The sequence below is a fragment of the Paenibacillus sp. S33 genome (assembly GCF_053615415.1).
The window spans coordinates 3910125-3936285 of record NZ_JBSIEZ010000001.1 but is presented as its reverse complement, the minus strand read 5'-3'; the positions used below and the strand labels follow the sequence as shown (position 1 = coordinate 3936285).

Genomic DNA, 26161 nt, shown 5'->3' with positions numbered 1-26161 from the left:
ATGTAGCGTCCTTACATGCACGTACTTGCTCAATCCAACCAGTAATCAAGCAACTCAAGCTAACCTGACATGACCTTTCGAGGTCTGATCAGGTTTTCTCATTTCAATCCCTTCATCCCCGCGCATAAATCTTCACCTCCTCCAAACCACTTGCCACCCAGATAGTTACACCCACTCCCAACATCATGTATAGTAAAGTTATGGGAAATGAACATGAACCCGCATATTATCTTGAACGTTTAACTGTACAATAAGAAACATGGCAAAAACGAGGAGGAACGTGATGATACATCTAACACAGATTCAGAATATGCTGCAAGCCGCGCTGGAGACGGGCGGGGATTTTGCAGAGGTGTTCGTCGAGGACCGGACCAATGGACAACTGGGCATGACTGGGGGCGTCGTGGATACGGCGCTGTCAGGCCGGGATTTTGGGATTGGCATTCGGATCATGAAGGAGCATTTCTCGGTGTATGCCTACACCAGTGATATGAGCGACCAGAGCCTGATTCGACTGGCCAAATCGGCCGCTAAGGCCATTCGCGGAGGTGGAGCGCCAGGTACACACACCATTACACTCCATCCTCATGCTATCCCTAACCAACATCCGATTGCGATCATTCCTGACGCTTCACAGAAACGAGCCAAGATCGACATGATGAGACGGGCGCATGAGGCGGCAAGCCAATACGATCCTTCCATTACGCAAACCTCTGTTGGGATTAGTAACTCGATCCAGAACGTATTGATCGCCAATAGCAACGGGCTGCTGGTGGAGGATACCCGTACGTATACACGCATGAGAATAAGCGCGATTGCGACCGATGGAGAGCATAGACAATCCGGGTTCCGTGGGCCGGGCGCGTATGCAGGGACTGAATTCCTGGAGAATCTGAATATCGAAGAGAATGCCAGACACGCCGCTCGTATTGCGACCACGATGGTCAAAGCGGGATATGCGCCTAGTGGCAGACTGCCGGTCGTAATTGAGAACGGCTTCGGCGGCGTTCTTTTTCACGAGGCGTGTGGACACGGGCTGGAATCTACGGCGGTGGCCCATGGAACCTCCGTGTTTGCGAATAAGATCGGGCAGCAGGTTGCTTCGCCGCTTGTCACGGCTATAGATGATGGAACGATTCAGAACGCGTGGGGTTCGCTCAATATTGATGATGAAGGAGCGCCGACACAGCGCAACGTACTGATCGAAAACGGCATTTTAAAAGGATATCTGATCGACCGCATGGGCTCGCGCCAGATGGGTGTGCCTGCGACAGGGTCAGGACGAAGACAGTCCTATAAATTCGCGCCTGCGTCCCGTATGAACAATACATTTATTGCGAATGGTGAGTCTACCCGTGAAGAGATCATTGCCAATACGGAGTACGGAATCTATGCCAAATCGCTGGGTGGTGGTTCGGTGAACACCTCGACGAGCGAGTTTAATTTTGCGGTCGAAGAGGCGTACATGATTCGCAACGGCAAAATTGCCGAGCCGGTCAAAGGCGCAACATTGATCGGCAAAGGGATTGAAACCCTACAAAATATTGATATGGTCGGCAACAATCTGGATCATGGTCAGGGGATGTGCGGCTCGGTCAGCGGAAGTCTTCCGGTTAACTGCGGACAGCCGACGATACGAGTGTCCGAAATGACCGTCGGCGGACGGAAGGGGGAATAGGCGATGAATATTCAGCAATTTCAGGAAGCGTTGTTCACAAAAGGCCGGGAAATCGGCTACGCGGATATGGAAATCTACTATGTAAATGGACGTTCTACCTCGGTGAAGGTACTGAAGGGAGAAATTGACCAATATACCATCGTTGAAAACGGTGGGCTTTCCTTCCGGGGTGTCATTAACGGGAAAATGGGCTATGCCTCTACAGAGAAGCTGGAACCGGACGTGATCGACTTTTTATTGGAAGAAGCACGCAGCAATGCGGACATATTGGAGAGCGAGGAACAGGATGAGCTGTTCGCAGGCTCTGAGAGCTACCCTGAGCAGCCTGCCTATGCCTCAGCGTTGGCTGACACGGCTCCTGAGATTCTGATCGAAGCGGCGCTAGAAATGGAGCGCACAGCGCTTGCCGCAGATCCACGGATTGTGATGGCTCGGCATTGCTCGGTCAGCATTCGTGAAAATGAGGTTCTGATAATGAATACAAAAGGACTACACTGCCATCGTCGCAAAAGTCTAGCGAGCGCTTATGTGTATGTGATTGCAGCAGACCATGACGAGACGGTAACTGGGGGCTGGCATGATTATTCGCTGCGGAGTGTGGAGGAAATTGATATCGCGAATGTGGCGCATAAAGCCGTAAAAGAGGCTGTTTCCAAGCTGGGTGCGCACACGATCCAATCGGATAACTATCCAGTCATTTTCCGTCATGATGCAGCAGCGCAATTGCTGGCTGCGTATACGTCGGTATTTTCAGCGGAATCGGTGGATAAAGGCTTTTCCCGATTAGCTGGGAAATTGGGGCAAAAGGTGGCAAGCGAGCGTATTACGCTAATTGATGATCCGCTGATGGAGAACGTTCCCGCAGGCAGTACGTTTGATGCCGAAGGCAGCGCAACGCATCGTAATGAGATCATCAAGGACGGGGAACTACGGACGTATTTCCATAATCGCAAGACAGCCCGCAAGGCTGGGGTGGAAAGTACCTCTAATGCTTCCAAGGGCAGCTATAACGGTAAAATCGGTGTGTCGTATCATAATCTGTATGTGGAACCAGGCACGTCTACGTTGGAGGACATGATTCGCAAGACGGTTCGCGGGTTGATGATCGTAGAGCTGCAAGGGCTGCATGCAGGTACGAATACGGCGTCCGGTAACTTTTCGCTGGCTTGTCTGGGATACTGGATTGAGCAGGGACAAGTGATCAGAGCGGTCAATCAGATCACCGTATCGGGCAACTTCTTTGATGTGCTGCAGCAGGTAGAGGAAGTTGGCAACGATTTACGTTTTACGGGAAGCTGCACATCGCCTTCGCTCAAGCTGGCTGCACTCTCGATTTCAGGTTCCTAATGACTGGAGCGGCCTTCTTTTTTCAGACTCACGGGCTGTTCCTGACGTTATAATGCTTAGCGATCACAGATGCCTGATGCATCGAGGTATGGTAAAGTAGGAGAAAGTCTTTGAAATATGAAAAAAAGGCTTGGTTACAGCACCGCGACAGGGTATTATAGACAATAATATATTCGAAAAAAGGTTCGAATTGAATTTTTATTGGGGGATGTATATGAGATATATAAGCACTAGAGGTCGAGTAGAAGCCAAGGGATTTATTGATACCGTGCTCATGGGGTTAGCTGACGATGGAGGTCTGATGGTACCTGAGCAGATTCCGACTGTGTCGGCGGCTACGTTAGAGCAATGGCCTACATTGAGCTACAGAGAGCTGCTGCTGGAAGTTTTTGCGCTGTATATCAATGATGAGATTCCTCGTGAAGATTTGGAGCAGCTGGTGGAGCGCAGTTACGCGAGCTTCCGTCACCCGGAAGTTACGCCAGTGAAGAAGATCAACGATTCCCTGTCTATTTTGGAGCTGTTCCACGGGCCTACGTTCGCGTTCAAGGATGTGGCGCTGCAATTTATGGGTGAGTTTTATTCCTATGTGTCCAAAAAGCAGAATGAGATCATTCACATTTTGGGTGCAACCTCGGGCGATACCGGGGCGGCAGCGATTCAGGGTGTGCGTGGCAAGGAAGGCATTAAAATCTGTATTTTGCACCCACACCAAAAGGTGAGCAAGGTACAAGAGCTGCAAATGACGACAGTTGACGATGAAAATGTATTGAATCTGTCCGTCAAAGGGAACTTTGACGATTGTCAGAAGGTCATTAAGGACCTGTTTGCCGATCTGGATTTCAAAGCTAAACATCATTTGCGGGCAATTAACTCGATTAACTTTGTGCGCATTTTGGCGCAAACCGTATATTACTTCTATGCTTATTTCCGGGCGCAGGAGTCTGCCGGTACGAAAAAGATTAATATCAGCGTGCCATCCGGCAACTTTGGCAATATCTTTTCTGGCTTTCTTGCGAAAAAAATGGGCTTGCCGATCCATAAGCTGATTATTGCCACCAATGAAAATAATATTTTGGAGCGCTTTGTGAAGACAGGCGAATACAAGCCAGGCGACTTTAAAAGCACATACAGTCCTTCGATGGATATTCAGGTGGCGAGCAATTTCGAAAGATACCTGTATTACCTCCTCGGTGAGGATACAGCCAAGGTATCTGAATACATGGATAACCTCAAAACCGAGGGACGGATTGTGATCAGTGCAGAGGATTTGAAACGGGTACAGCAGGATTTTGAAGCGCTCGGTGCTTCGAATGAGCAGTGTCTGGAGCTGATCAAAAAATACAAAGCCGAGTACGATTATTTGCTCGACCCGCATACGGCTTGCGGTATTGCCGCATATGAGGCGTATAATGGCGCGGACGAAGTATGTGTGACCTTTGCGACAGCACATCCGGCTAAATTTGATGAAGCTATTCGTCTGGTGGACATCAAGCAGGAGTTCCCGACGCAAATTGAGCAATTATTCTCGAAATCGCAGCATCAGCAGGTGGTAGAGCATGACGATGCAGAAATTGTGCGTCAGCTTGAAGCTTTTTATGTGTAAAAGAATGGGAAAGGAGGCTACGCTCTGCGCGCAGCCTCTTTTTTATTTCCATATTTTCCAGATGTGCTGTATGTTTAGTTTCAATTTGTTCACATTATAATGCCATGTGGAGTAAGGTGTTAGGGCCTTAGAAATCGTGAAAAAAGCCCGTGAATCAAGGGATTTAGCTTTAATAAACTAACAGGAAATGAGAGGTTCATAGAGTTATTTGATGAAGGATACAAAAATTTTTTATAGGCGAATTAGATGTATTATTATAAAAAATCATGTATAGTTAACTAAATTTTATGAATACATAAAGTTCCACTCTCGAAGGTGCAGAATAACGTCGTTCCGTCATTTAACAGAGAGGCTAATTATAAAAGGGGTGTATTAAATAATGACCATGATCCGTCCAGAGCAGAGTCAACAAGCAGCAGCCGAATATGTACAGTCCGTTTTTGAGAAGGTTATCGCGCGCAATCCTCATGAGAATGAATTCCATCAGGCCGTCAAGGAAATATTGGATTCGCTAATTCCGGTATTGGCTAAGCATCCTAAGTATATGCAGCAGGGGCTTCTGGAACGGCTAGTGGAGCCGGAGCGAGTCATTACCTTCCGTGTACCTTGGGTGGATGATGCAGGGGTTGTACAGGTCAACCGCGGCTTCCGCGTACAGTTTAACAGTGCGATAGGGCCTTATAAAGGTGGACTTCGCTTCCATCCGTCTGTATATCTGGGAATCGTCAAATTTTTGGGTTTTGAGCAAGTTTTCAAAAATGCATTGACGGGTCTTCCCATCGGTGGTGGTAAAGGCGGCTCGGATTTTGATCCCAAAGGGAAATCAGATAACGAAGTCATGCGTTTTACACAAAGCTTCATGACTGAGTTGTATAAATATATTGGTCCAGATGCCGACGTTCCGGCAGGGGATATTGGTGTAGGCGGACGTGAGATCGGATACATGTTCGGGCAGTACAAGCGGATTTGCGGAGGACATGAAGGTGGCGTCCTGACGGGTAAAGGGATTCATTACGGAGGCAGTCTCACACGTACAGAAGCGACTGGCTACGGTTGTGTATATTTTGTAAACGAGATGTTGCAGGCTCAGGGATCGTCCTTTGAAGGAAAACGCGTCGTCGTGTCCGGCTCGGGGAACGTATCTATTTATGCGATTGAAAAAGCACAGCAGCTAGGTGCTACAGTCGTGGCATGTAGTGACTCGAATGGCTACATCTATGATCCAGACGGTATCGATCTGAAGCTGGTAAAGCAGTTGAAAGAAGTGAACCGTCTGCGGATTAGCGAGTATACTCAAGAGCGTCCAGGCGCAATCTATACAGAAGGCTGTTCGGGGATCTGGTCGATCCCATGCGACATCGCACTGCCATGCGCCACACAGAATGAAATTGACGAGCAAGCAGCCCAGTTGCTGGTAAGCAATGGTGTAAAAGCTGTAGGCGAAGGTGCCAATATGCCATCCTCGCTACAGGCCATTGAAGTGTTTTTGGGCAATGGAGTTCTGTTCGGGCCAGCCAAGGCAGCCAATGCAGGCGGAGTAGCGGTCTCGGCGCTTGAAATGTCGCAGAACAGCATGCGTCTGTCATGGACCTTTGAGGAAGTGGATGCCAAGCTGCATGATATTATGAAAAATATCTATGCTAACAGCGTGAAGGCGGCTGAGGAATACGGCGTACCGGGCAATCTGGTTGTCGGGGCCAATATCGCAGGATTTGTGCGCGTGGCCGACGCAATGCTGTCCCACGGGATTGTTTAGCACAACGGTATACCAACCCTTATCTGCTATTACATGATGATTGAATAAGTAAGCTAATGAAACAAAAGCTGAGTGGCTCTGTGTGAGTCGCTCAGCTTTTATTTGCAAAGAGCACTTTATTTTTCTCAGGGACTTGATTTATTTTTAAAGAGGATGTATATTACTTGATAGATCAATAATTGATGGATCAAAGGTCGGATCATCAAGCCCAGCGATATGCTTAAGGGAGGAGAGATTGATATCACCCAGACACCATCCGAGCCTGAGTATATTTTTGACATGCTGTTGTTGCTGAACAAGCAGATTAGCTCCAAGTTTGAGCGTTGTGCAGGAGTCAGCGCATCCAGATTGCAGCTATTGTGCAAGTTGTATCAAGTGGAGGAGATTAGTCAAACTCTGCTGCAAAAAGAGGTTGGCATTGACGCTGCAGCCGTAACGCGCCATTTGAAACAACTGGAAGCGACAGCTATGGTCACACGACGCACGAAGCCAGAGGACAACAGGGTTACCTTGGTAAGCCTGACCGATTATGGGCGTGCACGCATTGTCATCTTTAAGCAGGAGCGCTCGCAGTTTGTAGCTCAGCTACTACTGAGCTTCGACGAGACCCAGCGACACCAACTAGCTGATATGCTGCAAGTGATGAATAGTCATATATCCGATATGGACTAACAACATTTTTTTAACATTACTATACCCACAGAGGGACAAGGAGAGATTGGAATGAATAATACGAACACATCCAGTACTGTAAAAACGAATGATTTTAAAGAAATCGCCCTAGGACGCCGTTCTGTAAAAGTATACGATCCGTCCGTGAAGATTAGCCGTGAGGAAATGACAGAGATTTTGACAGAAGCTACACGTGCACCATCTTCCATTAACCTGCAACCTTGGCGTTTCCTCGTCATTGACAGCCCTGAAGGTAAAGCTACACTGGCACCATTGGCCCGTTTCAACCAACGTCAAGTAGAAACATCTTCGGCAGTGATCGCTGTGTTTGGAGATTTGAACAACTTTGATAATTTCGAACAAATTTTCGGAGAAGCTGTAGAACTGGGCTATATGCCAAAAGACGTCAAAGAAATGCAACAGGAAAAAGTAGCAGCCCATTTTGCAGCGCTTGATCCAGTTGTGAACAAAGAAACGGTCCTGATCGATGGTGGCTTGGTATCCATGCAGCTTATGCTGGTAGCACGCGCTCATGGCTACGACACCAACGCTATTGGCGGTTTTGAAAAGGATCAAATTGCTGAAGCCTTTGGTCTGGAAAAAGATCGTTATGTCCCTGTTATGCTCATTTCCATGGGTAAAGGTATCAACGATGGTCATCCGTCCACACGATTGCCTATTGATCAAATTGCACAGTGGAAATAAGCAAAACGAACTAACATCTATACACAACATAAAAAAACAGGCGGACAAAGGAAATTCCTTTGCTTCGCCTGTTTTTTATTTGCTTGGATGCAACGTAGATCGCGGGTGCTTATCACGTTGTCAGTCTTTCGGTTATCATGTCACGGTATTTCCTCCCGGCGTCTCTGCCGAATCAGCGGTGTCATTCTGAAGGTGATGATAATGCTTGGGCCATATAATTTGGTGCGAAGTATGGCTAAGCTCCTCATAAAATAACGGGGCTTTCTTGATTAGACGTATGACCAGATGGAAAAAGAACCATCCATTCATCACCAACAACAAAAGGCTGATCAGAACACTTACCCATGGAGAGACTTGAGACCACAGCACGGGTCCACCCAGTACGTAATTAAGTCCAAAATACAACCAATACAAGAGACTGTAACGCTTGATGAGCCCCCACAGGGAAATCCGTTGTCCCGTTCCTGTAAGATGAATACGCACCAGCCATTTCCCAGGAGTTCGTCCATTCGTCAGGTAAGGGACCCCCATAAAGTAGACCCCACTGGAAACCCAGAAAGCAGCAGGAACATGCAGAGACTCCATGATGCCGAGCAGCCCGGTCCAAATGATAGAATCCATGAAAAAGGCTACGCCCCTTCGGGTATAGGACACTCGCTTCGTTGCCATGTCCACATGCTTGTCCAGATGTTCCAAGCGGGGTAGGAAGCGTGAAAACCATTCGCCTAATAGAAAGCCTAGCATACCGCCCAAGGTATTAGCCAATAGATCGTCCACATCGAACACGCGATACGCATGGTCAAAAAATCCATACAGTCCTGTCAGCTGCGTCACCTCAAAGAAGAGGGAGAGGATAAAGGACAGAATCAGACACCATCCCCATCGTGCACGGAAATAATAACGTAAGAACATACCGAAAGGCACGGTCATCACAACGTTAAAAACGACTTGCAGAAAAGCGCGCTCCTTCAGCAAATGAACATAGCTGGAGGGATGGGCGGATGAGACGGATGTTTCTCTTATAATGTCTTGAACGAACTGCAAGGGCATCAATTGCAACGCTCCCCCGGCTAATGCAGCATTATGATGCGATGCCGGAAGCGGGAGTATGACCAGAAAGAAGGCGTTCATCAAGTATAAAAGCATCAAGTAAAGCAGCCATGCTCTAGCCTTGTGAATATAGCCATGCCTGCGATATTGCACGATTAGAAAAGGCAGTGTAAACAATAACGCAGCAAAAGGAAACGCAAGAAAGGCATACGAAACAGGAAATAGATACGATTGAATCATGTGCTGCTTACGCCTGCTTTCTCCGGAACTTCACCAAAGACCAGATGATCAGAAATGCCATGAAAGCCAGGCACACGCTAATGCTAATACGATTTTGCGGGTCAAGCAAGAATAGGAACGCAATTACCCATAGGCATCCTACTGTAAGCGCCGTTACATAAGGGAATCCCCATATCTTGAAAGTAGGCTCCACTGGATAAGATTTGCGCAATTTCAATTGGGACAGACAAATGCAGCTCCAGACGAGCAGCACGACAAAGCCAGGTACAGCCATCAAAATACGGAACAGTCCGTCCTGAGCGAGATAAGCAACCATGGAACCGACAATCAGGACTACAGCGCACAATTTGAGACTATTTACCGGAACCCCATTTGAAGATAAGCGGGCGAGTGATTTGGGACCTTCTCCATTGATAGCCAGCGAATGTAGCATACGTGTAGCCCCGTAAATCCCCGAATTGGCGGCAGACAGTACAGCAGTGATCAGAATAAAGTTCATGACATGAGCCGAGCCTTGAAGCCCTACAGAAGACAATACCTGTACAAACGGGCTGGTATTCGCATCCAGTTGGTTCCAGGGAATCAAGCCACAAATGATGAGAATGGGCAACGTATAGAACAAAACAACGCGAAGAATAAAGCTTTTAACCACTCTAGGCAGTACCTTTTCCGGATTTTCTGTCTCCGTCAACGTCAGTCCAATCAGCTCGGACCCTCCGTATGAAAAGGTAACGACCAGCAGCGCTGAAAAGATAGCCAACCAGCCATTGGGTAGAAATCCGCCGTGCTGCGCGTAGTTGCTTAGATAAGGTGGAGTTTCAGTGGGAATAATCCCGAACAGTATACAGCCCCCCAAGGCGATGAAGATAATAATCATGGCAATCTTAATACCCGCAAGCCAAAATTCTAGCTCCCCAAAACCGCCGACACTCAGCATGTTGACGACAATAATGAAAGCTGCACTCACTAAACTGAGTACCCATAGAGGAACATCTGGCAACCAATATTGCAGGAAGCTTCCCGCAGCAATGACCTCAATGATACAGACGGCCAGCCACATGAAGCAATACAACCAGCCGATAATAAAGGACAGTCGTTCTCCAAAAGCTTTGCGAATAAAATCCTTCATATTCATGTTGGGATAGACGGTAGCCATCTCGGCAATTGCGCCCATAACGACCAAGAGCAGGAGTCCCGCGAAGACATAGGATAAAATAACTCCAGGCCCCGCCAAGCTAATCGTTTCGGTACTTCCTTTAAAAATTCCCGTTCCGATGACTCCACCCATAGCCATAAAGGTAATATGCCGTGGGAGCAGCTTTTTGTGCAAAGTTGCTTCATTTGATTTCAATATGAAATCCTCCTTCATATAGTGTATAGCTTCAGCATAGCCCAAACAGGGTTACTTCAATTAGACTTATACTACATGAAAATATCCAATTAGGAAATGAAAGAAATAGGATCTGGTAGGGAGATTGAAATCGATAGAGGACAAACTGAAGAAAACAGAGGCAGAATGCTGGCGCTGATGATTGCTCTATCTGCGGTCATTCTGCCTTTATTGCTCTGCTCGGTGGATATTTAAGTGATCATGTAGGAAATCGCATTGCGGTGAAGGATTAGCTCCGCAATATTCCTTTAGCCCGCACTTGCTTGAGCCAACCAGGAAACTCATTCAGCAGACGGTCGTATAATTCGCTGTCCGTCACCGAGTCGAAGTCATCCAAGGCAAAGAAATCTGCATTATCCACTACGCGGCCGCGCATCTTATCCAACTTTCGAAGGATTCCGTAATCGGCTTGACCAAGACCTACAAATTGCCAGAAAATCGGGGCGCTTGAACTTTTAATCAGCAGTTGTTCTATTTTTTTCTGTTCATAAATACCTCCATCACTGAAAAAGATAATGTAGGTCGGGATTATATCGTTGGGATCTTCTTTTGTATATTTTAGTATGATATCCTTCATGACTTCTGGTTCGTTATTTCCCCACCCTAGCTCACTATCTTCACTAGGCTCAGCATAATTCATATGAATGTAATTCTCGAAATTCCTCTCTGTGACGCTTGGAGCACGCTTGGCTTTGTCTGCAAAAAACCATACATCCATTTCACCATTGTCATCCATACAGGCGGCTACAGCCAACACACGTTCGCAGGCTTTTTGCACCGTCCCACCCGTGTACAATTTGAACATAGAAACAGAAGCATCGAATACAACCGCTACCCGTGCCTTTTCACAGTCTATGTGTTTCTTTTTTAGTGAATATTGTACATTCTGCTTGTGCAGATTGATTCTTCCACTCACAGGAGAAGTTTCTTTCATGTCAGCTTTATCCGCTGACGGTGCTGCTGGCGATTCCGTTTCCTCTACGGTGACACCGTGAGCCTCGGCAAGCGGCTTTAGTCCTCCGTTGAAACCACGTCCAACTGCGCGAAGCTTAAAGCCAGAAGTATGACGATACACCTCTGCCAGCACAAGCGATGTCTCACTGGTGGCTTCGGTGATGCTGTAGGTGATATGGGATTGCTTGCCTTGAGCAGTAACTGAGCAGCCGACCACATCGGCAAAAGTACCTGGGCCGTCCACTGTGGCCGCAAACACACATTTTTCCACCCCGGTTCGTTCCAGTTCCTGGAGCGCTACAGTAAACTCAGTGGTTCTGTCATTTGGACGCTGTAATCGTACATGGCCGTGCGGGTCAGCGGGTTGATTGTAAAAAACGAAATAGTCATCTGAGGAAACCTTTCCGTCTGCTCCTACCATAAAACAGCTAACATCCAGTTCGGCAGGTGCATGCTTCCATGTAATGGTGACCCGCACTGTATCTTCCTTACCGAATGGTGCATTAGCTCCTGTACTCAATGCAATGTTGGAACCGCTCATGCTGTCAAACCCCCTATGTATTTTAAATCTTGTATTTATACAAATTGTACCATGGAAATGGTATATTCACCTTGTTTCGTGCAGGAATATTTGTCTCATGGTAGACGCAGTAAAAGATGATATATAATGAGGTTGGTTTGGAAAAAAAGTATGATATTTATGAAGCGGAGGCTTTGATACGTGAAGCAGGATCGACAAAAGCAGGCAGGTTCTCATACCGGGATGAGCAAGGGATATGAAGCTGATGAGTTAAACAAACTGTTGTCCCTATGGCTTCATTCGTCGATCCGTGTCATGGATGTCCGGCATATTCGACTGGAGCCGGAAGAGTTGCTTCAACCGTATCGTCTTCCAGCGCAGGCTTTTGTATTTGTATTGCAGGGTAGCGTGCGTTTGGATGGTGATTGGAAGGATACGCCACATTCAGGGTACGTACTTCATGGCAGCAAAGGCTTTGAACTGAATATGAAACCCTCGCAATGCGGGATTGAATATATCCTTGTACTATATAAAGCGACTTCTCTATCTGGACATACGGTGTATAATCATCCTTCGATAGTTCATGGTTTTGCACCGCCTTATCCGGTTATACTGTATCAAAAGCTGCAACTACTGGATGACGCATGGCAGGATCAAGAGGCGCTATCCAAGATTCAGGCTCAGGGTCGGTTCTATGATTTTGCATATGAATGTATACGGCAATTGCAGGAACCAAAGACTCGAACTTCTGCGCGGGATATCGTGACACAGGCGATTCGATTTATGCAGGTCCATTATGCGGAGTCCGTAACGCTGGAACGTTTGGCCGGATTGTTGGAATGCAGTCCGAGACATTTGACCCGGTTATTTAAAAAACAAACGGATTGTAGCCCGATTATGTACTTAATTCAACTGCGAATGGACAAGGCGAAGGAGCTTTTGCGGAAGACGGATGCGACTTTGCAGGATATCGCTGTCAGTGTGGGGTACCCGGATGTCTATTTCTTTAGCCGGGCATTCAAAAAATATACGGGTGTATCCCCGGTTCATTACCGGGACAGCCTATATCCATCTGCTTTTGTGAGAGATACCAGTCTGGATAATCCATTAAGCATGTCCGGATGTTCCATTGATTCGATAAGTGGCGCCCTGCATACTGTTATTGAGGATAATAATCATTATCAAAATCATGATGAAGGGATTTTACGAATGAATAGAAACGCAAAGCATTCCATGGCATTTATTTTATTGCTTAGTTTTACCCTGCTGCTCAGCGCGTGCTCAGGCACATCAAGTCCTACGGCAACCGATGGCGCTTCGCAAGGGACCAATAATACATCAGCGGAACCAACATCACAGGAAAGGGTGCTGAAGGATGCACTTGGGCATGAGGTGAAAATTCCGGCTCAGCCTCAGCGTGTGATCGCTTCTTATCTGGAGGATCATCTGGTTGCGCTGGGGGTCAAACCTGTAGCCCAATGGTCGGTAGGTAAAAATTCAGTTCAAGGTTACCTGCAAAAAGAATTGAAGGACGTTCCTACCATTGCTTCAGATCTTCCGTTTGAGGCGGTTCTGAACTTCAAGCCTGATTTAATCATTATGGACAGTGCGAGCATGGTGGAAGGCGACAAATATAATCAATACTCTAAGATTGCTCCAACCTACGTGGTAGGCACTAATATGAACAATGATTGGCGTCAAGAGCTGCTGACCGTGGGTGAGGTGCTGAATAAGAGAAGTGAAGCGAAGCAGGCATTGAGCAACTACGACAAAAAAGCAGCAGAGGCTAAAGCCAAGCTGAGTCAGACGGTGGGACAAAAAACTGCAGCGGCATTGTGGGTAACGGATAAAAATGTGTATGTCGTAAACCAGAATCTATCCAGCGGTGATGTATTGTATAAGGATTTGGAATTCAAGATTCCACAAGTCGTACAGGAGATTTCCAAAACGGCTAAAGCGAACTGGAGTAATTTATCGCTTGAGAAGCTGGCCGAGCTGGATGCGGATTATATCTTTATCGTGAACAGCAAAAACGTAAGTAAAGAAGATATTGTAAAAGATCCTGTATGGGCGGGAATTCCAGCCGTTAAAGAAGGCCACGTATACGATTTTGGTAAGGATTCCAGCTGGTTGTATACAGGGACAATTGCAAACAGTCAAATGATTGACGATGTTCTGAAAAATGTAACTCAGTAATCTAAATGGTAATCAAAAAACGCTACTCATCTTGACGACAGTATGTCGCAGGAAGGAGAGCGTTTTTTAATAAAAAGATGTCTGCATAGGAGCAGACATCTGATTTATTTTCTGAATTAGGCTTGCGGAGATACCAGGATTTTAACTTGATTTTTCTCTTTCAGGAGACCTTCAAAACCTTGCTCAATCACTTCTTCGAGTTTAATACGTTTGGTAACCAGCTTGTCGGCAGGGAAATAACCTTTTTCCATCAGGCTGATAACAGCTGGGAATACATCACGGTAGCCGATAATACCAGTCAGATTGCGTTCCTTCATAACGATATTGTTAGGCTTGATCGGAGCTTCTTTTTCAAAAATGCTGACGATCATGATTTGTCCGCTAATTTTAGTAGATTCAATAGCTTGAGTCAGCACAGGAGGTACTCCAGTGACTTCATAGGCTACATCTACGCCGCCGTTGGTCCGTTTGTGCAGTTCTTCCACCACATCATAAGTTTTAGGATCAATCACGATAGCACCCAGCTCTTCAGCTTTAGCTTTACGCTCCTCGGAAAGCTCTACTGCATAAATCTCAGATGCACCCGAAGCTTTCAACGCTTCAATAACCAGCAATCCGATAGGGCCAGCGCCAAATACTACAGCTTTGTCGCCGACTTTCAGTTGGCTTTGACGAACAGCATACAAAGCAACGGCCGAAGGCTCTACCAATGCGCCTTGCTCGAAAGATACGCTTTCTGGAATTTTGTGAACCATGTGCTCGTCAGCTGCGACATATTCGGAAAATCCACCACCGCCGCCTGCCAGACCGAGGAAGCCCATTTTATCGCAAAGATTATATTTGCCTTGTTTACATGCATCACATTCTCCACATGCAAACACCGGTTCTACAACTACACGGTCGCCAACTTGAATCTTGGTTACACCTTCGCCGATTTCGACAACTTGTCCAGAAAATTCATGTCCCATTACGATCGGCGCTTTTTCTCCAGTCAATGGATGCTGAGCATCTTGGGGAATGAAGATCGGTCCTGCTACATATTCGTGAAGATCACTTCCGCAAATGCCGCACCATTCTACCTTGATTTTTACTTTTCCTGCCAGAGCAGCGGGCTGCTCAATGTTTTCCAAACGTAAGTCTTTTACTCCATGCCATCTCAATGCTTGCATGTTTGTCATCTCCTTGAAGAATATATGATCATTGCCTCTATAAAAGTGAATGAATTAGGAAACGTTTCCGAAAAATAATATGTCACAATTTTTACACATTGTCAAACCAATTTAATGCAAAAAGCACTTGACTTTTTTGTGAATATAATCACTTGTGACTACAGTGCTATATTTGGCTCCTTACTTTTATACAAAGAGATTTTGCGAATTTTTTAGGTGAAGCAAAGACAAGAAGAAAACGACTTCAATTTTTAGACACACATTCTGTGGTATAATATCAACATTAAGACTTTATTTTAGAAGGTCAGAAAACGATTCCGTTCTTGAAAGGATTTTGGGCGTGACAGATCAAAAGAAAGTAACCATAGAGGATGTAGCCAAGCGGGCAGGTGTCGGTATTGCGACTGTCTCCAGAGCTATTAACGATAGTGAGGGCATCAGCCCGAGAACGAAAGCCTTGATTTTGCAAGTGATTGAAGAGATGGGGTTTACGCCCAACACCTCGGCTCAGAGCTTGAAAGTTCGTCAGACACGACAAATCGCACTGGCCGTGCCAGACATTCGTAACGCGATTATTCCAGAGATCGCTTGGTCCGTAGAGCAGGCCGCCAAGCAGCATGGTTACCGGGTCGTGCAAATCAATACCGCTGGGAATGCCAGAATGGAGCTTGAAACAGTTCGTGAGGTCAAGAAGCTGCATGTCGACGGGCTCATCATTATGCCGCTGGCGTATCCCAAAATGTTGGTAGATCTGATTAACAAAGCCAGCGTTCCCGTGTCCATTATTAACTATGGCAAGAAGCTTGGCGAAGATGTCAAAGCGGATATCGTCAGTCTGGCCCGACAAGAGGGAAGACTCGTGATGGAGCATTTACTTAAAATCGGCAGAACAAGAATCGCCTATGCAGGCGCTGCGAAGGACAAAATCGAGGAGAGATACTTCGCTTATGAGCAGTCTCTCCAGCATGTGGACCCTTCACTCGTTTATTTTGGCGATGATTTCTCCTTTGAGACAGGGCTGCGTGCTGCCGATTATTTTTACAGCCTGAAACATATGCCGGATGCTATTTATGCGGTTAATGATATGGTGGCGATAGGGATCGTCAATCGATTTAAGGATTTGGGTGTAAAGGTGCCAGATGAGGTTGCTGTAGTCGGTATTGATAACAATTTGTGGGCTATGGTAACGACCCCTCAGATCAGCTCAGTTTCCATCATGGGGGAAGAGGTGGCACGGTTGGCTGCGGAGCTGCTGCTCAAGCGGATTCAGGAACAGACACCTGGGGATTATGAGCGTGTGCAATTCGAGCCTCGTCTGATCGTGAGGGAATCGAGCGTCTCTGTGATCCGTAAGCCCACGGTAGGGCGTGATGAGTAGTAGGGTATGAGTGGATTTTGGGCAATTATAACGACCATTGTTTGTTCAGACAGGAGAGTGGATTCATGTTAAAAGGTAATGGGTTTGTATCTGTAGCTTGTGCTGCACTATTGCTGGCTGTAACCATAGGGTGCACTCCCCAGCCAATGGGACAGGATGCTGAAACTGCGGCGCCGTCCGGGGCAAACAATGGGGAGTCCAAGCAAACTGCAGTCAATACGCAGCATACCCAGCAAAGTAAAGAGGAGCTAGTGCTGTCCTTTTATAAGGATTCATCCCTCAGTGATGAAGCAAAAGTCCGTCATATGACGGACCATTTAGCAGGGATTCAATGGGGAAAGATGAACAAAATCAATGAACATCAAAGCCTGGAAATTATCGAATATCTGTATAGGCAGCGTGCTTTTATTCCATCGGAAAGCTTTGCAAATGTGATCCAGGCTTCTGACGGATTGGATGGAGCTTTAAGCGAAAGCTATGCTGGTCTTATGGGAGATTTGTTTACAAGAGATAGAACTGCGATGACCCGAGCATTGGCAAATATGGACAAAACCAATCGCATACAAGGTATAGGAAGCATCGGGTATGCTCTCAGCTATAGAGAACCCAAGGAAGTCAAGAAAGAGATTCAACAATGGCAGGCAGGACAAAAGCTTACTTCGGCAGAGAAGGATGTCATTCGAGCCTTGTTCGTCAAGCTGGATAATCCGTATTGATGCTCAAATAGTGATGACCACATGATAGAGGAATATATTTGAACGGCCGCGTCTCTACCGGAGGAGCGGCTGTTTTGTGCTGTTTTTTACATTCTGCCATGTATGATTGGGATAAGCGTTAGTAGGACCAGTAGTTTTAGATGTTCATCTAACAACGGTTCAAATGGTCGGGTGATCCTGATCCGAGCGCAAGCGTTTGATATCACTAATTGGAGGCAGGCCGAACAAGCGGGCATATTCACGGCTGAATTGGGAGGGGCTCTCGTAACCTACCTGAAAACCGACATCTGCCGCATCCGCTGATTCGGATAACAACAGGCGGCGGGACTCTTGTAGACGTAATTGTTTTTGATATTGCATTGGGCTCATAGCCGTAACCTCTTTAAAATGTCGATGTAGTGACGAAGGACTCATATTCGCTAGTTTGGACAATTCCTCAATACGCAACGGCTTATCATAATCCTGCTTAATCCGCTTTATGACTTCTGCAATCCGGTTGGAATGGCTGCCGGTCATGACCAGTTGTTTTAAGGATTCCCCCTGATTACCCTGTAAAATCCTATACAGTATCTCACGAATGACTAATGGAGCCAGCACCGGAACATCCTGCGGGTTTTCCAAAAGATGCACTAGCCTTATCACGGCATCCAGCAGTAGAGAGTTGGTTTGGCTTACATACAAGCCTCGTCTGGAATCAGGCATTGGGCTTGTGGGAAGAGCAGATTCCTTGATCAGATCCAAAACCTGATGCGGATCAAAATTGAGCCGAAGGCACAAATAAGGAGCTTCTGCTGACGCTTGGATAACTTGCCCCGAGATCGGTAAATCCACCGACACAACAAGGTAGTCGGATGTGCCGTAATGGTAACTTTCCTCTGCGAGCATCACGACTTTTCTGCCTTGTGCCACAATACATAAGGCAGGTTCATGGACTTGATGTATCGGAACGGTTGTATTTGAACTTCGGACGAAGTGAAGCGAAGGTATGGCTGTAGTGAGAACTCCGTCCTGATGTGAAAATCGTTCTATGAGCCTTGCCAACTCGGCTTGTTTTTCCATGGTAGAACCCTCTATTTTGGTTGCCCCCATCATGACACATCCCTTCTTTGCAAAGTAGCCCGTTTTCATTTTCAGTAGTTTATTACATATTAAGGGTCTTTGGAGGATTAGGCAATAATTTGCTCTGATTCTTCTACCGGGCTGATGGACATTCCTCTCATAATAAGATGCAGATACAACACCTAATGAGCAATTGAGAAAAAAATAGAAGGGCAGAGGAGTGGGAGTCATGGAGAGTAACAAAGCGGAAAAAAGTGTACACGCTTCGCAGCATCACTATATAGGGATGTGGGTAACTGAAGACGGAGATATCCGTCAAGAACTCTTGCCTAATGGCCGTTATGATGAAGCACGGGGTCAGAGACAAAGTGCCTATACAGGCAGCTATATCATAGAAGATGACTATATCGAATATGTGGACGACACCGGATTTACGGCAGATGGTGTATTCAAAAATGGTGTTTTGTATCATGCAGGGATGGTTTTTTACAGGGAAGTAAAAAAGTAATCTGTTTCAGTCCGTTTTTAAACTAAAGGAGGAATAAGCATGTTGGATATTAAAGGGAAAGTCGTAGCTATTACGGGGGCAAGTAGTGGGATCGGTGAGGCTACTGCCCGTTTACTTGCTCACCATGGGGCTCATGTAATATTAGGGGCCAGACGCACAGAGCGACTAGAGGCTCTGACATCCGAGATTCGTTCTAAAGATGGATCGGCTGATTATCAGCAACTGGATGTGACTAAGAGGGACCAGATGGAAGCTTTCATTAAGTACGCGGAAAAAACATTTGGGCGTGTGGATGTAATTTTGAACAATGCGGGAGTGATGCCTCTTTCAAAATTAGAAGCCCTGAAGGTAGAGGAATGGGATCGCATGATTGATGTAAATATACGGGGCGTTCTGCATGGGATTGCGGCAGGGCTTCCGATTATGAAAAAGCAAGGATTTGGTCAGTTTATCAATATCGCCTCTATTGGCGCGTATAGTGTAACCCCAACTGCAGCGGTGTATTGCGCAACGAAGTATGCGGTTCGGGCAATTTCTGAAGGGTTGCGTATGGAGGTGGGGGGAGATATTCGTGTGACGCTGGTATCGCCAGGAGTAACCGAATCTGAGCTTGCTGACAGTATTTCAGATGAAGAGGCCCGGCAAGGAATGAAAGAGTACCGTCGTATTTCGATTTCGCCTGATGCCATTGCCCGTTCCATTCTGTATGCCATGGAGCAGCCAGCGGATGTAGATGTTAATGAAATTATTGTCAGACCCACGGCAAGCCCGAATTAACGCCATGGCGTCCAAGATTTCCCCTCTCTACTCAGTCATTTTTCCCTCCATCCTTTATGGATGGGGGGTATTTATCGAATGAGAAAGACCATCATTTCCATCTCAGAGTGTAAAAAAGCTGTACCTTTATAATAAACGGGTTTACTTTTACAAATGTTTGTGATAACTTTATTTCGACAAACATCGAAATTAAGACTGGAACAGAAGGGAGCCGTACAGGGTGAAAGATACAACAGAGATGCAGCAAGCTGTAAAAATATATAAAGCACTTGGAGAACCCACTCGTCTCAAAATAGCACTTCTGCTAAAAGAGGAAAGTGACCAATGCTGCTCTGTGCTGGGCGAGAAGCTGAACAGTGTAGCTATTTCAACACTATCGCACCATCTGAAGCAAATGGCAGAGTCGGGGCTGCTCACATACCGTAAAGAGGGGACGTTTATTTATTACAGCTTGGATGTGGAAGCAGCGCAGAAATATGCCCCGTTCCTGATAACATAAATTTTTTTAGTCTTAATTTCGATATTTGTAAAAATATAAAAATATCAAAAGAAAAGAGGCGTTATTTAAAAATGCAGAGTACGTGGAAAGTGTATATTTTGGCCATTGTTAGTTTTTTGGTAGGCACATCCGAGTACATTATCTCAGGCATTTTGGATCAAATTGCGACAACTATGGGGATTACGGTGTCCGCAGCGGGCCAGCTGATTACAGTCTTTTCTCTTGCTTACGCGATTGGCACGCCGATTCTGATGGCAGTAACCGCTAAATGGGACAGACGCAAGCTGCTCTTGAGTTCGCTCGGATTATTTGCAGTAGCTAATGTCCTCTCCTTTATTCTGCCGGGTTTTGGAATGTTTATCGCCGCGCGTATTCTTATGGCCCTCGGGGCGGGGATGGTCGTGGTTACAGCACTGAGCATTGCAGCAAAAATTGCCCCAGCCGGCAAGCAGGCCAGTTCTATTGCTACAGTCACTATGGGTTTTACAGCTTCGCTGATTATCGGGGTGCCGCTTGGAAGAATGATATCTTCTGCATATGGCTGGAAAACCGTATTTCTCGGCATCGCGTTGACAGGGATTATTGCCCTAATTGTTATATCTATGACAATTCCCCGCTTAAAAGGAGATCGACCAGTCCCCTTACTACAACAGTTTGCTCTTCTGAAAAAGCCTGAAGTTGCTTTGGGATTAGGTATCACCTTCTTTTGGCTAGGAGGTTATTCACTCGCGTATACTTACATCTCACCGTATTTGCTGAATGTATCAGGTGTAGGAGAGGATATGCTAAGCTCAGTATTGCTCGCCTTCGGAATTGCCAGTCTAATCGGATCAAAAATTGGTGGGTACAGTGCGGATAAAAAGGGTATACCCTTTACATTATTCGGGGGTATGGTGTTGCACGGTATTTCCTTACTCTTACTTCCTTTTGCCGCTCATTCCCTGATCGCAGTATTTGCTTTATTGATCCTTTGGTCGTTCGCAGCCTGGACAACTGGACCTACTCAACAATATAATCTGGTCACACTTGTGCCTGAATCTTCCGGTGTGATGCTGAGTCTCAATCAGTCTACAATGCAGCTTGCTATGGCAGCCGGAGCCGGAATTGGCGGTGTAGTTGTTGGTCAGGTTTCGCTGGCTTCCATCACTTGGTTTGGAGCAACCGGTGTCGTCATCGCCATTGTAGCTGTATATTTACTTTCACGAAGATCCTCAGTTCACACGGGATTGGGTGTTACGGAATAAAGGTGTAAAGGTAAGTGAAGAGGAGGCCCAGCGATGGATAACATTGCGGGCCTTGTTTGATTTGAATGAGCAATATTAGCCATGGATACGGGCATGTTATTTACTATCCAAAGATACAAATTTCCTGTCCCGATGGTCTTCTCCGCAACCGATATTTGACTAACCGGATCAATAGAACTACCTAAAGCCTCTTCTGAAAAACCAGCTAGAAACTGGGCAACTAATTGTACATCCTCTGGGGTGAATTGTCGGATCATTCCCTCAACGCCCAAGGGCTTTTTATATTTAGGACAGAAATGAGCTATGACCTAAGCACTTGTAAAGTGCTATGAAAAGTAAAATGCTATGAAGATTCAGTTGTTATATCTACTAGGATTTAAACTTCCGCGCTATAAGCTTCTTATTTTTTTGTCGCCAAATCCATCTTTCGATAAAGTTTTTTTCTTTTCTTTCCTGAAGTGTTTCCTTCATACCCTTAATAAGAAATTCGGATCTTCGCTTGTCGTTTCTGCTAATTTCACGTAGTTCCTCAATAAATTTATCATCCATGTCCGCATCTCCGTTAGTTCAGGATTTTCCAAATTGCTAAGCTAGATTATACAGAACATATGTTCCTTTTTCAAGTCTGCGTCTGCTCTATTCAATCATATAACCATTTTTAGATGGATGCTGCGAGGCCCGCGCCAATCGGATGGTGAAGCATAAGATAAAGTTGAAAGGAGGAATTACAACATGGACAACAAAGCATATGTATCCCAAACGTATCCACGTCTTACAGTCTACAACGAAGAAAATTTTCGGGGTTCCAGGAGAGTATTCAGAGGAAACCTAGGCATTCGTAATACCGATAACATTCTCGACGGCATCGAAAGTCTGCGTTTCTTTTCTACCAGCAGCAATGCTACGCTTGTACTCTTTACTGGCACGCGGTTTAGAGGTAACTTCCGTGTGTTCAGAGGCAATCGCAACATCGCCGACCTGGATGATCTGATTCGCGGGAATGATGTGGAATCTATTATCTCTACCAATCAACGTTTGACGTTGCAGCAAATCCGTAATATCCGCAGTAGCGGTAGACTGCCATCTGGCTATCGAATCATCTAACAGCCTTATTTCGACTTCATAAACCATTTTACAAGACTGTTTCAGGAGCTTGCAACTTTCGGGCTTCTGGGACAGTCTCTCTATTTGTACACGCGACCTACATACTCGAATGATGAGAGGAACTGTATGGGAGAATGGGATGTTGTTAGCAGTCATCGCCAACTCAATGTTCATGAAAAATAGATAAAGGAGGACATACGATATGCCCTCCTAATGACGTATATTATATTTACTTCAGTTCCCAATTCGTTGCTTTGATCACAGCTGCATCTGCGTTCTTAAGATCTGTTTCGCCAGAAGCTAAGAGAGAGCTCCATTGTTTCACACGATTCTTACCATTGGGAGGTTGGTTATAATCATTGGTATCGACAACCAATGTACGCTTAGCATAGAAGCTAGTCATGAACTTCTTCTCATTCGTACTACTGCCTGAGCGTGAGAGGATTCCTTCAAGACTACCTGAATCACCAGTAGCGCCTTGATTAAGTGCTGTGTCGACAAATGATCCAATCGTCAGAGCAGTATTAAATCCGCGTCTCTGTGCTTGCTGTACACTGTATTCGATATAGGTGTCATAGAACGTACGCCACATGGCTTCTCTCCAAGCTTCATTGTTTTGGAGAGCGTTGATCTTCTTCTTGATTACACTATCGCTATCGCTGAGTTTTAGAATCGAACCACTCATTTTCCCCTTCAGACCAGCACGTGTTAATCCACCTGCAATGGAAGGGTTACTAGCTCCACTAGCAGCATCAAAAGCTTTGAATAAGTCCGGACCATCGGGTCCTGTATCATTTGAACCGCCTGTTGTTGCTCCAAAGATACCGATTGTGTATCCGCGATTATCGCCGATATCTTCAGCATAGCCATAGAATTCAGTCCATTTCAAAGAATCTTGCTCTGGTTTGTTCACTAGCTTCATAATATTATCCCATTGCTCACCGTCGAGTCCTGTATTAGCCTTCAGAAACTGAAGTGTTGAAGGTGAGAAATTAGCATCATGATCAATAGCTGTAACCGTTGCTTGGCTAGTAGCTTCTTCGCTGGTGAGGGATAATGGCTCTATACTAGCTTCATTTGAATGGTCGAAGCCCTCATTTAAATCGATCGTTTTCTGCACCGGAGTCCCATTCTCTTCAGCAAAAGCCTTGCTAGGTGAAGGGCTGGACAAGCTAGAGAAAGAAGCGATTACAGTAAAGCTTAGCAAGATCATAAGGAACTTTGTTTTATACATATAACTCCTCCTATAATAATGTAATTGTGAAAGACTAAAAGCGTAGATTTGCATCTAACTCGAATTGATTTAGCAAGAGTATAGATAAGAAGCATAGGATTGAATAGAGCTTAAATAACCGTTTTTTTCAAAAATTATGATTTATATGTGAATAAATGGACCTAGTTGTTCCTAGATTCCTACAGACCATAAGTGCAAGAATGAGGACGAAACAAAGATAGTCTCTTGATAAAATGAGATACATCACATATCAGGAGGCTATATTTATGAACAAAATTCATCAGTTTCATGCACTTCACACATCAGAGGAACTTTTATTTTTAGGGAACGCCTGGGATATGCTATCTGCGGTGGCTCTGGAGAAGGCAGGCTTTAAGGCGATAGGTACGACGAGCTGGGGAATTGCCAATACGCTTGGATTCTCAGATGGAGAGCTTATTGATTTTGACCAGCATGTAAGCGTTATTCGGACGATTGCTGAGCATGTTCAAATTCCAGTGTCGGCAGATATTGAAGCAGGATATGGGGAGGATACGGCAACGATTGTTGAGCATGTTTTAAGGGTAGCCGATGTGGGAGTTGCAGGGATTAATATTGAGGATTCTTTGAAAACGCAAAAGGGACTTCGAGAAGTGGGCCTGCACAGTAACCTGTTGTCCAAAATAAGAACAGCATTGGATGCGCGTGGGTTTCAAAAGTTTTTTATAAACGCAAGAACGGATACATATTTGCAGATGGATGCCCCACTTTCAGAGACCATAGAGCGGGCCAAAGCGTATGTGGATAGTGGTGCGAGCGGAATTTTTGTTCCAGGATTAAAGAGTGATGAAGAGATCAGGGAAGTTGTGTTTCATATACATGCTCCGCTTAATGTTTTATCCCTGCCGGGTCTGACGAATGTCCACCAGCTTCAGCAGTTAGGTGTTAAACGGTTTAGCTTTGGAAATGCATTTTCTGATAAGATAATAGTTGCTTTGCAAAAGAATGCCGAACAGTTGATAGAGCTTCAAGATACATCACATTTATATGAGGATTTTGCAAAATCCTGAACTAGATGAATATGAACTATAGAAAGGACAGAGCATTCGATCATGGCTAACATCAATCTTTCTTTTGAAGAAATGTGGGAGAAAATTATAGCGTGTGATCGTAAGTATGACGGGTTGTTTTTTACCGCTGTGAAAACAACTCGCATATACTGCCGACCTTCCTGTCGATCCAAAAAGCCGAAAAAAATAAATGTGGAGTTTTACTTTGATTTGGACAAAGTGGAAAAGGCGGGTTTTCGTGCTTGCAAAAGATGCCAGCCCCATACAGACCATTCGCCGTATATCAGACTTGTGCAGAATGTAGTAACCTTCTTGGTCAATCATTACAAGGAAAAAATTGTATTGCAGGATATTGCGGATCATATCGGAATAAGCTCCTTTTACTTGGATCGGATCTTTAAACAGGAAACCGCCGAAACCCCGCGTACGTATTTGGAAAATATAAGAGTAGATAAGGCAGCCTATCTTCTTAAAAGTACAAATCTTACGAATCTTGAGATTTGTTATGAGACGGGCTTCCAAAGTCCCTCCCATTTCTATAAGGCGTTTCGCAGCTTGAACCATTGTTCTCCTAGTGAGTATAGAAAGTTGAGTAAGGAATAGATAAGGAAGGAGGTTGTATCCTTTTATGAGTGAACTTTACGTATTGAAGTATGTATCGCCGATTGGAGAGATAGAGATACAGGGCACAAATGAGGCTGTCTATTCTATTATGTTCTCTAATCGGAATGAGCTCTTAACGAGGGCTATAGAAGAGGTTCCAATCCAAGTATTAGCGGAATGCGCTACCCAGCTTGACGAGTATTTTAAAGGAGAGCGCTTTGAGTTTACGTTTCCTTATGCCTTTGAAGGTACGGATTTTCAGCAAAAAGTATGGAATGCTCTGGTGTCCGTGGGGTACGGTAAAACGACAGCTTATAAAGATATTGCTCTTGCTATTGGGAATGAAAAAGCGATCCGAGCCGTAGGCAGTGCTAATGGAAAAAATAAGCTGAGCCTTGTGATTCCATGTCACCGAATTATCGGTTCCAATCAGAAACTAACGGGCTATGCAGGAGGGCTATGGAGAAAAGAATGGTTGCTCCAGCATGAGAAGCGTTGTCTGAGGCCCTAAGGAGGGCTCGTAGATGAGAGACATATATTTGAAAGAGTTTAAGCTGGAGAGCTGGGCCAACATGGTTCAGCTCTATCAGGAGCGGTATGATCAGGTAGATCCGGCTATAAGAGCAAAAGTGGCCGAAAGTAAAATTCCAAAGGAGATTCAGATTGTGCTGCTGCCCGATATGGGGAGTATTTGCTGACTTGGATGG

Annotated in this window: 25 protein-coding genes; 18 read left to right on the top strand and 7 right to left on the bottom strand. The window is 45.6% G+C overall.

Annotated features, from left to right (window positions below):
- Nucleotides 1-283: 283 nt before the first annotated feature.
- From ACWGXJ_RS17940 to ACWGXJ_RS17915, 6 genes are all read left to right on the top strand, one after another.
- The gene (locus ACWGXJ_RS17940; protein ID WP_452567307.1) at nucleotides 284-1678 is read left to right on the top strand and encodes a TldD/PmbA family protein; all 1395 of its coding nucleotides are present in this window, start codon (nucleotides 284-286) and stop codon (nucleotides 1676-1678) included.
- Nucleotides 1679-1681: 3 nt separating this feature from the next.
- On the top strand, nucleotides 1682-3025 hold the full coding sequence (locus tag ACWGXJ_RS17935) for a TldD/PmbA family protein (RefSeq protein ID WP_452567306.1): 1344 nt from the start codon (nucleotides 1682-1684) through the stop codon (nucleotides 3023-3025).
- Between the two features lie 214 nt (nucleotides 3026-3239).
- Entirely contained in the window at nucleotides 3240-4631 is a 1392-nt protein-coding gene (gene thrC / locus ACWGXJ_RS17930) for a threonine synthase (protein ID WP_452567305.1), read from the top strand.
- Nucleotides 4632-5010: 379 nt separating this feature from the next.
- Nucleotides 5011-6387, top strand: coding sequence for an NADP-specific glutamate dehydrogenase (gene gdhA, locus ACWGXJ_RS17925; protein WP_452567304.1), 1377 nt, complete (start codon nucleotides 5011-5013; stop codon nucleotides 6385-6387).
- 279 nt (nucleotides 6388-6666) lie between these two features.
- Nucleotides 6667-7059 (top strand): MarR family winged helix-turn-helix transcriptional regulator, encoded by a 393-nt coding sequence (locus tag ACWGXJ_RS17920; RefSeq protein WP_452567924.1) that lies wholly within the window; start codon nucleotides 6667-6669, stop codon nucleotides 7057-7059.
- A gap of 51 nt (nucleotides 7060-7110) precedes the next feature.
- Nucleotides 7111-7764, top strand: a complete 654-nt coding sequence (locus ACWGXJ_RS17915; RefSeq protein WP_061828772.1) for a nitroreductase family protein — start codon at nucleotides 7111-7113, stop codon at nucleotides 7762-7764.
- Between the two features lie 135 nt (nucleotides 7765-7899).
- Here the strand turns inward: ACWGXJ_RS17915 and ACWGXJ_RS17910 are convergent, their stop codons facing one another.
- The 3 genes from ACWGXJ_RS17910 to ACWGXJ_RS17900 all read right to left on the bottom strand — a co-directional run bounded on the left by ACWGXJ_RS17910 (nucleotide 7900) and on the right by ACWGXJ_RS17900 (nucleotide 11939).
- Entirely contained in the window at nucleotides 7900-9054 is a 1155-nt protein-coding gene (locus ACWGXJ_RS17910) for a VanZ family protein (protein WP_452567303.1), read from the bottom strand.
- A gap of 7 nt (nucleotides 9055-9061) precedes the next feature.
- Nucleotides 9062-10405: an amino acid permease gene (locus tag ACWGXJ_RS17905; protein ID WP_452567302.1), complete on the bottom strand. Its 1344-nt coding sequence runs from the start codon at nucleotides 10403-10405 to the stop codon at nucleotides 9062-9064.
- A gap of 268 nt (nucleotides 10406-10673) precedes the next feature.
- Nucleotides 10674-11939, bottom strand: coding sequence for a VWA domain-containing protein (locus ACWGXJ_RS17900; RefSeq protein WP_446675552.1), 1266 nt, complete (start codon nucleotides 11937-11939; stop codon nucleotides 10674-10676).
- Between the two features lie 180 nt (nucleotides 11940-12119).
- Between ACWGXJ_RS17900 and ACWGXJ_RS17895 the strand changes: the two genes are divergently transcribed.
- Nucleotides 12120-14114, top strand: a complete 1995-nt coding sequence (locus tag ACWGXJ_RS17895) for an ABC transporter substrate-binding protein (protein WP_452567301.1) — start codon at nucleotides 12120-12122, stop codon at nucleotides 14112-14114.
- 116 nt (nucleotides 14115-14230) lie between these two features.
- Here the strand turns inward: ACWGXJ_RS17895 and ACWGXJ_RS17890 are convergent, their stop codons facing one another.
- Nucleotides 14231-15283: a 2,3-butanediol dehydrogenase gene (locus ACWGXJ_RS17890; RefSeq protein ID WP_028542246.1), complete on the bottom strand. Its 1053-nt coding sequence runs from the start codon at nucleotides 15281-15283 to the stop codon at nucleotides 14231-14233.
- Between the two features lie 340 nt (nucleotides 15284-15623).
- On the opposite strand from ACWGXJ_RS17890, the gene ACWGXJ_RS17885 reads away from it, so the two are divergent.
- Both ACWGXJ_RS17885 and ACWGXJ_RS17880 read left to right on the top strand, forming a co-directional pair.
- On the top strand, nucleotides 15624-16661 hold the full coding sequence (locus tag ACWGXJ_RS17885; protein ID WP_023989739.1) for a LacI family DNA-binding transcriptional regulator: 1038 nt from the start codon (nucleotides 15624-15626) through the stop codon (nucleotides 16659-16661).
- Nucleotides 16662-16726: 65 nt separating this feature from the next.
- Nucleotides 16727-17377 carry a hypothetical protein gene (locus ACWGXJ_RS17880; protein WP_452567300.1) on the top strand — a complete coding sequence of 217 codons (651 nt, stop codon included), beginning with the start codon at nucleotides 16727-16729 and terminating at the stop codon, nucleotides 17375-17377.
- 159 nt (nucleotides 17378-17536) lie between these two features.
- Here ACWGXJ_RS17880 and ACWGXJ_RS17875 read toward each other — a convergent pair whose 3' ends face one another.
- Nucleotides 17537-18466, bottom strand: coding sequence for an AraC family transcriptional regulator N-terminal domain-containing protein (locus ACWGXJ_RS17875; RefSeq protein WP_452567923.1), 930 nt, complete (start codon nucleotides 18464-18466; stop codon nucleotides 17537-17539).
- A 199-nt stretch (nucleotides 18467-18665) separates the two neighbouring features.
- On the opposite strand from ACWGXJ_RS17875, the gene ACWGXJ_RS17870 reads away from it, so the two are divergent.
- The 4 genes from ACWGXJ_RS17870 (at nucleotide 18666) to ACWGXJ_RS17855 (ending at nucleotide 21464) form a co-directional block, all read left to right on the top strand.
- Complete coding sequence (locus ACWGXJ_RS17870) at nucleotides 18666-18944, top strand: Atu4866 domain-containing protein (RefSeq protein WP_452567299.1); 279 nt, start codon at nucleotides 18666-18668, stop codon at nucleotides 18942-18944.
- A 39-nt stretch (nucleotides 18945-18983) separates the two neighbouring features.
- Entirely contained in the window at nucleotides 18984-19721 is a 738-nt protein-coding gene (locus ACWGXJ_RS17865) for an SDR family oxidoreductase (RefSeq protein WP_452567298.1), read from the top strand.
- A gap of 220 nt (nucleotides 19722-19941) precedes the next feature.
- Entirely contained in the window at nucleotides 19942-20220 is a 279-nt protein-coding gene (locus ACWGXJ_RS17860) for an ArsR/SmtB family transcription factor (protein WP_013311367.1), read from the top strand.
- 71 nt (nucleotides 20221-20291) lie between these two features.
- Complete coding sequence (locus tag ACWGXJ_RS17855; protein ID WP_452567297.1) at nucleotides 20292-21464, top strand: MFS transporter; 1173 nt, start codon at nucleotides 20292-20294, stop codon at nucleotides 21462-21464.
- Between the two features lie 369 nt (nucleotides 21465-21833).
- On the opposite strand, the gene ACWGXJ_RS17850 is transcribed toward ACWGXJ_RS17855, so the two are convergent.
- Nucleotides 21834-22013, bottom strand: a complete 180-nt coding sequence (locus tag ACWGXJ_RS17850; protein ID WP_013311365.1) for a hypothetical protein — start codon at nucleotides 22011-22013, stop codon at nucleotides 21834-21836.
- A gap of 183 nt (nucleotides 22014-22196) precedes the next feature.
- Between ACWGXJ_RS17850 and ACWGXJ_RS17845 the strand changes: the two genes are divergently transcribed.
- Nucleotides 22197-22568 (top strand): hypothetical protein, encoded by a 372-nt coding sequence (locus ACWGXJ_RS17845; RefSeq protein ID WP_061828782.1) that lies wholly within the window; start codon nucleotides 22197-22199, stop codon nucleotides 22566-22568.
- A 229-nt stretch (nucleotides 22569-22797) separates the two neighbouring features.
- Here ACWGXJ_RS17845 and ACWGXJ_RS17840 read toward each other — a convergent pair whose 3' ends face one another.
- On the bottom strand, nucleotides 22798-23802 hold the full coding sequence (locus tag ACWGXJ_RS17840; protein ID WP_452567296.1) for a chitosanase: 1005 nt from the start codon (nucleotides 23800-23802) through the stop codon (nucleotides 22798-22800).
- Between the two features lie 266 nt (nucleotides 23803-24068).
- On the opposite strand from ACWGXJ_RS17840, the gene ACWGXJ_RS17835 reads away from it, so the two are divergent.
- The 4 genes from ACWGXJ_RS17835 to ACWGXJ_RS17820 are packed head-to-tail and all read left to right on the top strand — an operon-like array spanning nucleotide 24069 to nucleotide 26152.
- The gene (locus ACWGXJ_RS17835; RefSeq protein ID WP_452567295.1) at nucleotides 24069-24851 is read left to right on the top strand and encodes an isocitrate lyase/PEP mutase family protein; all 783 of its coding nucleotides are present in this window, start codon (nucleotides 24069-24071) and stop codon (nucleotides 24849-24851) included.
- Between the two features lie 42 nt (nucleotides 24852-24893).
- A complete protein-coding gene (locus tag ACWGXJ_RS17830; protein ID WP_061828785.1) occupies nucleotides 24894-25454 on the top strand; it encodes a bifunctional transcriptional activator/DNA repair enzyme AdaA in 561 nt (186 codons plus the stop codon).
- 25 nt (nucleotides 25455-25479) lie between these two features.
- Nucleotides 25480-25965: a methylated-DNA--[protein]-cysteine S-methyltransferase gene (locus ACWGXJ_RS17825; protein WP_061828786.1), complete on the top strand. Its 486-nt coding sequence runs from the start codon at nucleotides 25480-25482 to the stop codon at nucleotides 25963-25965.
- A gap of 13 nt (nucleotides 25966-25978) precedes the next feature.
- The gene (locus ACWGXJ_RS17820) at nucleotides 25979-26152 is read left to right on the top strand and encodes a hypothetical protein (protein WP_452567294.1); all 174 of its coding nucleotides are present in this window, start codon (nucleotides 25979-25981) and stop codon (nucleotides 26150-26152) included.
- Nucleotides 26153-26161: the final 9 nt, after the last annotated feature.

Excerpts from the sequence above, each read along its gene's own strand:
- ACWGXJ_RS17940 (WP_452567307.1), top strand. The coding sequence starts at position 284 with ATGATACATCTAACACAGATTCAGAATATGCTGCAAGCCGCGCTGGAG.
- ACWGXJ_RS17935 (WP_452567306.1), top strand. The coding sequence starts at position 1,682 with ATGAATATTCAGCAATTTCAGGAAGCGTTGTTCACAAAAGGCCGGGAA.
- thrC (WP_452567305.1), top strand. The coding sequence starts at position 3,240 with ATGAGATATATAAGCACTAGAGGTCGAGTAGAAGCCAAGGGATTTATT.
- gdhA (WP_452567304.1), top strand. The coding sequence starts at position 5,011 with ATGACCATGATCCGTCCAGAGCAGAGTCAACAAGCAGCAGCCGAATAT.
- ACWGXJ_RS17920 (WP_452567924.1), top strand. The coding sequence starts at position 6,667 with ATGCTGTTGTTGCTGAACAAGCAGATTAGCTCCAAGTTTGAGCGTTGT.
- ACWGXJ_RS17915 (WP_061828772.1), top strand. The coding sequence starts at position 7,111 with ATGAATAATACGAACACATCCAGTACTGTAAAAACGAATGATTTTAAA.
- ACWGXJ_RS17910 (WP_452567303.1), bottom strand. The coding sequence starts at position 9,054 with ATGATTCAATCGTATCTATTTCCTGTTTCGTATGCCTTTCTTGCGTTT.
- ACWGXJ_RS17900 (WP_446675552.1), bottom strand. The coding sequence starts at position 11,939 with ATGAGCGGTTCCAACATTGCATTGAGTACAGGAGCTAATGCACCATTC.
- ACWGXJ_RS17890 (WP_028542246.1), bottom strand. The coding sequence starts at position 15,283 with ATGCAAGCATTGAGATGGCATGGAGTAAAAGACTTACGTTTGGAAAAC.
- ACWGXJ_RS17880 (WP_452567300.1), top strand. The coding sequence starts at position 16,727 with ATGTTAAAAGGTAATGGGTTTGTATCTGTAGCTTGTGCTGCACTATTG.
- ACWGXJ_RS17875 (WP_452567923.1), bottom strand. The coding sequence starts at position 18,466 with ATGGGGGCAACCAAAATAGAGGGTTCTACCATGGAAAAACAAGCCGAG.
- ACWGXJ_RS17870 (WP_452567299.1), top strand. The coding sequence starts at position 18,666 with ATGGAGAGTAACAAAGCGGAAAAAAGTGTACACGCTTCGCAGCATCAC.
- ACWGXJ_RS17865 (WP_452567298.1), top strand. The coding sequence starts at position 18,984 with ATGTTGGATATTAAAGGGAAAGTCGTAGCTATTACGGGGGCAAGTAGT.
- ACWGXJ_RS17855 (WP_452567297.1), top strand. The coding sequence starts at position 20,292 with ATGCAGAGTACGTGGAAAGTGTATATTTTGGCCATTGTTAGTTTTTTG.
- ACWGXJ_RS17850 (WP_013311365.1), bottom strand. The coding sequence starts at position 22,013 with ATGGATGATAAATTTATTGAGGAACTACGTGAAATTAGCAGAAACGAC.
- ACWGXJ_RS17845 (WP_061828782.1), top strand. The coding sequence starts at position 22,197 with ATGGACAACAAAGCATATGTATCCCAAACGTATCCACGTCTTACAGTC.
- ACWGXJ_RS17840 (WP_452567296.1), bottom strand. The coding sequence starts at position 23,802 with ATGTATAAAACAAAGTTCCTTATGATCTTGCTAAGCTTTACTGTAATC.
- ACWGXJ_RS17835 (WP_452567295.1), top strand. The coding sequence starts at position 24,069 with ATGAACAAAATTCATCAGTTTCATGCACTTCACACATCAGAGGAACTT.
- ACWGXJ_RS17830 (WP_061828785.1), top strand. The coding sequence starts at position 24,894 with ATGGCTAACATCAATCTTTCTTTTGAAGAAATGTGGGAGAAAATTATA.
- ACWGXJ_RS17825 (WP_061828786.1), top strand. The coding sequence starts at position 25,480 with ATGAGTGAACTTTACGTATTGAAGTATGTATCGCCGATTGGAGAGATA.
- ACWGXJ_RS17820 (WP_452567294.1), top strand. The coding sequence starts at position 25,979 with ATGAGAGACATATATTTGAAAGAGTTTAAGCTGGAGAGCTGGGCCAAC.